This window comes from Methanospirillum sp. (assembly GCF_035406105.1).
Classification (GTDB): Archaea; Halobacteriota; Methanomicrobia; order Methanomicrobiales; family Methanospirillaceae; genus Methanospirillum.
Genome location: NZ_DAONKG010000116.1, coordinates 1 through 7,718 on the forward strand (window position 1 = coordinate 1; position 7,718 = coordinate 7,718).

Genomic DNA, 7,718 nt, shown 5'->3' on the forward strand with positions numbered 1-7,718 from the left:
ATCGATGGAACATTGACTGATGAAAAGCGCAGGCTGTCAACTGCTGCCATAGAGACAATACGAACGCTCCAGGAGCATGGTATTGAGGTGGTGCTCTCATCCGGCAACACCTCCTGCCTTCTGAAAGGGCTGTGCAAACTCATCGGCACCGGCGGGACGTTCATCGGCGAAAACGGCGGAGTGTACCGGATAGGGTTTCAGGGTTCAATGAAGGTTATGGCGGACCGGAACATTGCACTCCGGGCCCTGCAGGTGCTTGAAGAGCATTATGCAAAGAAGGGGATTCATCTTGAGCTCTACTCTCACCAGGAACGGTATTCGGACATTGCGTTTGCCCGTGATGTACCGGTCGAGGAGGTCAGGTCACTTCTTGCAGGATGGCCGGTTGATATTATGGACACCACCTTTGCCATTCATATTCATGAGGCCGGAATTGACAAAGGGAAAACGTTTCATATTGTCGCAGAGCAGCTTGGGGTAAAACCTGAGGAGTTCCTTGGAATTGGGGACTCCGAGAATGATATTGGGATGATTCAGGCTGCAGGCACCGGCTGCTGTGTTGCAAATGCACAGGAGGATGTACGGAATATCTCTGACTATTGTTCATCAGTTCCGTACGGAGAAGGCTTTGTTGAGATTATGAGGACGTACTTCCCTCACATTCTGGCAAGGTAACGATCCACCACGATAAAGTCCTTGATATCCCTGACAGATTCAAAGGGGATGAGCATACGGTCACCGTCCAGCGTATATCCGGTTGTGTCAAAGGACTGATCTGGCTCAAGCACAAGGTCAGTGATAAGACCAGTATCAAAATCTACCATCAGATTGCGAAGTGTTCCGATTGCTTTCCCGTCATTGGTCACGATCTGCTTCCGTGAGAGCGTGCGGGCAAGTATGGACTTCATATATCAGATTTCGGTTGTATCCAATAATAAATCTCCCGATCAGATGCTGGTTTCTCGGTCTGTCTTCCTGGTTTTATACCGGTCTGTCTGAGGGCTTTTTCAATAGACCAGTAGCCCCGGTCAAACTCTTCCTGTAACTGCTGGTTTATCTCTTTCTGGGAAAGTCCGGTCTGGTTCAGTTCGTTGTACCTGATCCTGAGATGTTCTACCTCCTCCTGGCTCCATATCTTCCTGGTCCTGTTCCGTGCCGGTACCTTCGGGGTCTGTGCTGTCTCCAGAAGATATCCGGGCACAAGTGCCATCATCTCATCCATTTTTGCATCAAACATGACCGGTGATATCTCAAATCCGATCGCTCTTCGCATCAGGCCGATTGCTGTTTTTGCGGTAGAAAATCCTCCAAGGAAGAGATCACAGACAAGATCGCCTTCAGTGCTGCTGTACTGGATCATCTTACTTAAAAGAGCGGTGGGAAGTTCATTCTTATTCTTCACTTTTCCTGGTTTATACTCCCGGTTGATGATCCACACATCCTCCCGGTCCTGATAATTGAGTGATCCCCCGTTGTCATCTTTCTCTAAGAGAGAGAATCTGCATTCGGTGTGAAAGGTCCGCTTTCCCCCTGGTTTTGCGTAAAAGAGGATATGGTAGTGTGATGAGACATACTTCTGACTGGTAAAGACGCCGAAGTTATACCGCCAGATGATATGATTGATCTCTTCAAGGCTGGTTTCATGGAGTGCATTGAGGATATGCCGAAGGTGTGTATACCCGGAGACGATGTAGATGGAACCACCCGGACGCAGAATCCGTTCTGCCTGAAGGATCCAGGCCTTCGTGAATGATTCATACTCATCAGCCGGGATCTCGACATATCCGTCGGTGACAAATGACTCATCCCGGTTGTAATGCTGGTGGAGTTTGTCACCTTCTATGCCGTACGGAGGATCGGTGATGATCAGATCAACGGTATTATCTGGTATGAGCACTGCTCCCTTAATGCAGTCACCGTTGTAAAAAATCCCATGTGATGTCGAAAAAGAACGCATATGATCCCTTTCAGTTAGTTGGGAGTGTCCGGAAGATATCAGACTGGGTCAGGATGCCTACCGGCCTGTTGTCCTCAAATACAACCAGCCGGCCGATGGAACGCTCCTTGAATTTTCTGATGACCTCATAGAGCTGGACCGAGGCATCGGCATATACGACATCTTCAGTCATGACCTCACATACCTGGGTATCAAGAGGGAGATCCTGCTCAATGGCATGGAGGATGTCTGACATCGTCACAATGCCACGAAGAAATCCTCCGTCCATGACCGGGGCGCCATGAATGTGGTGCGTGTTAAAAAGCCGTATCGCCTCTTTCAGGGTGTTCTTCGTCGACAACATCTTAATGGGGGTTGACATATAATCCCGGATGGGTTTTTTCGGGAGCGATACCATCTCAAGGATGGAGACAATCAGGGCCGGTTCGTTCTCATCCTTTCCAAACACTTCACCCTTGATAAGCAGTTTATTCACCGGGGTCGGTCCAATGGTGATGACATCGCCGTTATTGAAGAGTTTTACACTGCCAATGATCCGGATCTGGGCATGGCAGATATCGGCATGGGAAAGGGTGGTAAAGATGATCTCTCCCACCTTCACTCCCGGAACGATCTCACCATCGCGTGATATCTTGACCTCATAGGTCTCCCCATCATGCTTTAAGTTCAGTTCCTTGTAGGCAAGAGATGTCGGGTGGTACCCCCCTTTCGGCCCGGGAATGCCGTCAACCAGTCCGATGGCTTTCAGCGCCTGCATCTGGTTCCTGACCGTTCCCGGATTGCGTAAGATGATGTCGGCTATCTCTTCTCCTTTGATGGGGAGGGATTTTTTCTCATACAGACTGATGAGCGTTATCAGGATGTCGTTTTGAATCGGAGATAGGTCCATAGTTATCTGCCTGTAATTGCCTTCATCGTGGAGGATCTTCCCTGGTAAGCGATACCAAAGCCAGTTCCATCTGTTTTGCGTGAGACAGGCTGGTACAGGTCTGTCAGATGTAATTGCGTGTATCTCCATGATAAATCATGATGGTTCTCTCTGGATGATGCCGGTAAACAAAAAGAATTCTCTAACATTTTACCCAGGCTTTGTCTCATAATTTCGAATCGCGACATTGCGATTATTATATCCGGAAAAAATTATAGCAAAGGGCGGGTATGCATGGTCAGGTAAGCATGATTCCTTTATACCTGTACGCGTATACATACGGGTGAAATATCGTGAGTTTTGAAAAAATCCCTACCGTTCCCACGGCAGATGAAGTGCTTGACCGGGCCCTTCGTCGTGCTGCGAAGAAAATGCGGGAGAAACCAAATAAAAAACGGGCAAGTGTGGAGTTTGTAGAGGCAGCCTACCTCTCGGTCCATGACAAGCTGGTATCTGTGATCCAGTCCTTTCCTGTCATATCTGAAGAGCCTCAGTTTTACCAGGATATAGTCGAGATTCTCTGGACAACGGACCGGCTGAAAAAGTCTCTTGGTGCCGTCGGCTGGGCGGCCCGATGGTCCAAAGATCACCGGGGCGGTCTTGCAAAGAATGTCCGGTATTCGTCCGAGGAGAATGCACCCGTGGCACGAAAAAAAGCAATCGCCCGTCTCTCATCCGTTGTCCACCAGATCGGGGATGATCTGCTCTTCTTAAACGATGTCCGCAATGTGCTCAGAAAACTCCCGACGGTTGAGGACTCGTTTACCATCGTGGTTGCCGGATTTCCCAATGTTGGCAAATCGTCATTTATCCGCAGAGTCTCTTCCGCAGAACCGGAGGTGGCATCATACCCCTTTACTACCAAAGGTATCATCGTCGGTCACTATTATTCAGGAAGAGAAAAGATCCAGCTGATTGACACGCCGGGTCTTCTGGACCGGCCGGGGATGGAACGAAATGCTATCGAGCGGCAGGCTTTATCAGCCATTGTGAATATCGCCGATGTGATCCTGTTCATCCTTGATCCAAGTGCTCATTGCGGCTATCCGCTTGAAGACCAGATGAGCCTGCTCAGGGAGGTTAAGAGTCTGGTTCATGTTCCGGTTGTCGTTGTCTCAAACAAGGCTGATATTACGACTATCCCCGGATATCCCGCGATGTCAACCGGTAGCGGGGAAGGGGTGCAGGAGATTCTCGATGCCCTGCTGGTCCACAAGGCCGGTTGGGAACCGAAAAAAGCAAAAGAACCTGAAGAACATCAGGTCTGAATCGTTTTTCGTTACTCGTGCCGGAGTGCATCAATTGGCCGCAGGTCCGATGCCTTCCATGCCGGGTACAATCCTGACAGGATACTGGTTGCAATACCAAAGATCATTCCATAGGGTATCTGGATGAGGCTTGAAAATGCGAAGAGATATGATGTCTCCTGAAGCATAACTGCAATTGCTGCATAGCCACCAAGAAAACTGAGTATTCCTCCGATAACAGAACCTGAAATCCCGAGTATCAGGGATTCATAGATGAACATGCTCCTCACCTCAGCTCGTTTTGTCCCGATGGAGCGAAGGATTCCGATCTCACGGTACCGCTCCATGACTGACATCATCATGACATTGAAGATGGATACACCGGCAACGATCAGGGATATACCGCCGATTGCCATAGTGAACGTGGATATCCTCCCAAAAGTCTCAAGGATAGTCTCAAGGATTGCCTTGGTATCAAATACATTGACCTCTGTTTCACGCCGGTTCAGCTGGACCTCAATGGATTTTTTAACCTGATCAATATCCTTCAGATCCCGTACCTTTACAATAACCTGATCATATCCTTTCACGTCGTAAAAGTCCTTATACCACTGATCGGATGCAATAATGGCATAATCCGGACTGATATCAAATCCCATGCCCCGCTCTGCCAGGATGCCGACCACCCGTACCCCAGCCTCCTCATCACCGACCAGTATTCGTGATCCGACGGCAAGGTTGTTTTCTTTGGCAATTTTAGCCCCGACCATGACACCGGAAGCTCCCCGGAGGTACTGACCAGTCTCAAGAGTTAAGAGCTTTGGTATATCCGGTGGGGACACTCCGTAGATAGAGGCGGCAAGGATCTCCCGGCCGATACGGATTCTGTCACCGCCTGCATATACCGGGACCACATCATTATTCCCCGATGCCCTGCGGATCTGTTCCAGTTGCCGGTCTGTTATCCGTTTGTCAGTCCCGGTACTGGTCATTCCCTGAAATGAGACATGGGGCGTTACCACGACCGAGTCACCGACATCGGTGAGGGAGTCGGATACTGACAACACCAGGCTGTTTCCCAAGATGCCCATGGATGAGATGGCTACAACCCCGATGATGATACCGATGGCCGCGAGAAGTGACCGGAGCCAGTGTATCTGGAGGTTTCTGACTGCAAGACTGAAGAAAAGCCGCTGACTGCTCATGCCTCCTCCCTGATCCTGCCGTCTTCAATCAGGATGATCCGGTCTGCAAACTCCGCAGTCCGGGGATCGTGCGTGACCATGACGATCGTCTTTCCCTGTTCCCTGCACAGACGGGTGAGAAGGTGCATGATAGCTGTTCCTGTCTTTGTATCCAGGTTCCCGGTTGGCTCATCACAGAGGAGGATCTCCGGATCATTGACCAGGGCCCGGGCAATGGCAACCCGCTGCTGCTGACCGCCGGAGAGCTGCCCCGGCCGGTGATGCCAGAGATCTGGTGCCAGACCAACGGCGGCAAGCACTTCTTTGCACCGGTCTGTACACCCGGTCTCTCCGGTCTTCAGAATGAGCGGGTACTGGACATTCTCAAGGGCGTTGAGGAGGAGGATCAGGTTGAACTGCTGGAAGATAAATCCGAGAACATCCCGGCGGAGTTCGGTCAGCTGATCATCCGTCATGGACCGGATGCTTTTTCCGTCAATCATCACCTCACCGGAGGTGGGAACATCCAGGCATCCTATCATATTGAGGAGGGTTGACTTTCCTGACCCTGAAGGTCCCATAATGGCAATGAATTCACCCCTCCTGATCTCAAGTGAGAGGTGGTCAAGCGCCACGACATCTCCTGCAGCAAGGGGGTAGATCTTGGTGACATCGGAGAAGATGATCACCGGTTGCCGATCCATCTTATCCCCGTGCTCTTCTGCTGTACCAGACGGCACCGAGTACGCCAAGTGCCAGAGCTCCGACGACTCCGATAATCAGCGGTGAAAATCTTTCCTCATCTTTTTTTGGTTTGGGACCTCTCCCGCTATCTAGTTCGACGAGGGTGTCTGAAGAGAATTCATTCCCGTCATTATCTTTAAACGATGCCCGGAGTGGTACTTCGGTGACATTTTCATCTGCCCGGAAGGTCACCTCAAAGCTGGCAAAGTCATCTGGTTTGAGCGCTCCGACTGCATACACTTTGAACGGAAACACGGGGACAGCCGGATCAACAGAGGTTATCACTACTGCGTTTGCCGTTTCAAGGCCGGAATTCGTAACATCCCCGGTCACCCGGTAGTAATCCTTTTCTGTATTCACCTGCACGTTTGAAAGAACGGTATCGGCCTGTTTCCTGCTTTTTTTCCCGGTCTCTACCGGGAGAGTATATGAAATCTCATGCTGGTTGATACCGTTTTGGTACTGCACAGTAAATTCAATTGGCGAATCACCGTATGGGGTAACTGAAAAGGGGATATCAACCGAACTGTCAGGGGCAAGAACACCGGAAAAGTATGAGGTGGGTGTGATCTCATGTTCTCCGGTTTGGGGGATGACGGTAACACCGGTGACCTGATTATCACGCGGATTGCCGATATGGATGGTGATGTCCTCTTTCTTTCCGGTTACAAAGGTCTCTGGTTTATTGAGAACCGAGACCTCAAGCGGGTTTTCCTGGACAAGCACCCTGAACGGGTACCGAAGGAAGTTTGCATCCCGGTAGTCTACCGAGAATACCGGGTAGAAAATACCTGATGCACCGCCGGCCTGAATTGTGTAGGTAAAACTCATACTGTTCCCGGCACCGATTGCTCCGACCTTGCCATACGGATCAGAGAGGACTTTAAACTCCTTTGAGAGCAGTTGTGCACTCGATATGGCGACACTTTTCGTTCCGGTGTTTGCAAGGGTAATGGTCACGGTGGCCATATCGTAGGGCATGAGCACCGCCGGGTCAATGGAGAGGTTGATTACCTGCACCTGTGCTGCCGCTGCTTCGTTCTCAGGAAGTAACTCAGCGGTATTTACGGACACGAGAAGAATTATGGCAAAAAATGTGAATATTGTCCTTTTCTTCATGCCGGGCCCCCGGTGAAGAGCAGGAGGCTTGCAAGGGTGTAGGCACTATAAATGAGAACCGGAAGGCCTGCTGTGATGAGTGCCTTTTTTGGCTGAAGGCCACAGCATGTTTCTACACCGATTGACCAGATATTTGCAACCCAAATGAGGAAGATGATAGTGATAATGGCAGAGATGATGCTGAACTCATGAAGAGCGGGATCAAGCATCATCGACATTGCTGCCTTGCTTATCTCTTCAGGGTTGGTTGACCTGATCGGGCTGATATCTGCCTGCGGGATATAGTACGCTGAGAGGAGGAGCGAGATGATGGTTGCAAAGACGAGCGGTATCATCCCATATCCACAGATCTCCATAACCCGTTTGAACGTTCCTGTCCCCTGCATGACTTTCTGAAGTCCAAAGAGGATAACTGCTGCAATCAGCCAGATGAAAAAGGTTGAGATGAATGTTGAAATTGCAGCACTGACGGCAGCTATGGTTGCAAGTCCTTCCATCATTCCGGAGAATAATTTTCCAGAGAGTTCCCCCATCATATA

The 7,718-nt window shown here is 50.2% G+C and carries 9 protein-coding genes; 2 read left to right on the plus strand and 7 right to left on the minus strand.

Annotated elements, in window-relative coordinates:
- On the plus strand, positions 1 to 675 hold a 675-nt coding region (locus PLA23_RS08070), incomplete at its 5' end, for a phosphoglycolate phosphatase (RefSeq protein WP_324474813.1).
- Here the strand turns inward: PLA23_RS08070 and PLA23_RS08075 are convergent.
- From PLA23_RS08075 to PLA23_RS08085, 3 genes are read right to left on the minus strand one after another with little or no spacing between them, the layout of a single operon-like run.
- Complete coding sequence (locus PLA23_RS08075) at positions 657 to 908, minus strand: PRC-barrel domain-containing protein (protein WP_324330329.1); 252 nt, start codon at positions 906 to 908, stop codon at positions 657 to 659. The genes PLA23_RS08070 and PLA23_RS08075 overlap by 19 nt on opposite strands.
- The gene (locus PLA23_RS08080; RefSeq protein WP_324330331.1) at positions 905 to 1,957 is read right to left on the minus strand and encodes a DNA-methyltransferase; all 1,053 of its coding nucleotides are present in this window, start codon (positions 1,955 to 1,957) and stop codon (positions 905 to 907) included. The genes PLA23_RS08075 and PLA23_RS08080 overlap by 4 nt, the downstream gene beginning before the upstream one ends.
- 10 nt (positions 1,958 to 1,967) lie before the next feature.
- Entirely contained in the window at positions 1,968 to 2,846 is an 879-nt protein-coding gene (locus PLA23_RS08085; RefSeq protein ID WP_324330343.1) for a CBS domain-containing protein, read from the minus strand.
- Positions 2,847 to 3,178: 332 nt separating this feature from the next.
- Here PLA23_RS08085 and PLA23_RS08090 point away from each other — a divergent pair, with 332 nt between their 5' ends.
- Positions 3,179 to 4,153, plus strand: coding sequence for an NOG1 family protein (locus PLA23_RS08090; RefSeq protein ID WP_324330332.1), 975 nt, complete (start codon positions 3,179 to 3,181; stop codon positions 4,151 to 4,153).
- An 11-nt stretch (positions 4,154 to 4,164) separates the two neighbouring features.
- On the opposite strand, the gene PLA23_RS08095 is transcribed toward PLA23_RS08090, so the two are convergent.
- From PLA23_RS08095 to PLA23_RS08110, 4 genes are all read right to left on the minus strand, one after another.
- Positions 4,165 to 5,337, minus strand: a complete 1,173-nt coding sequence (locus PLA23_RS08095) for an ABC transporter permease (RefSeq protein WP_324330334.1) — start codon at positions 5,335 to 5,337, stop codon at positions 4,165 to 4,167.
- Positions 5,334 to 6,020, minus strand: a complete 687-nt coding sequence (locus PLA23_RS08100; protein WP_324330336.1) for an ABC transporter ATP-binding protein — start codon at positions 6,018 to 6,020, stop codon at positions 5,334 to 5,336. Before PLA23_RS08100 ends, PLA23_RS08095 begins: the two co-directional genes overlap by 4 nt.
- A 1-nt stretch (position 6,021) precedes the next feature.
- Entirely contained in the window at positions 6,022 to 7,179 is a 1,158-nt protein-coding gene (locus PLA23_RS08105) for a COG1361 S-layer family protein (protein WP_324474814.1), read from the minus strand.
- On the minus strand, positions 7,176 to 7,718 hold a 543-nt coding region (locus tag PLA23_RS08110), incomplete at its 5' end, for a Yip1 family protein (RefSeq protein ID WP_324474815.1). The genes PLA23_RS08110 and PLA23_RS08105, both read right to left, overlap by 4 nt.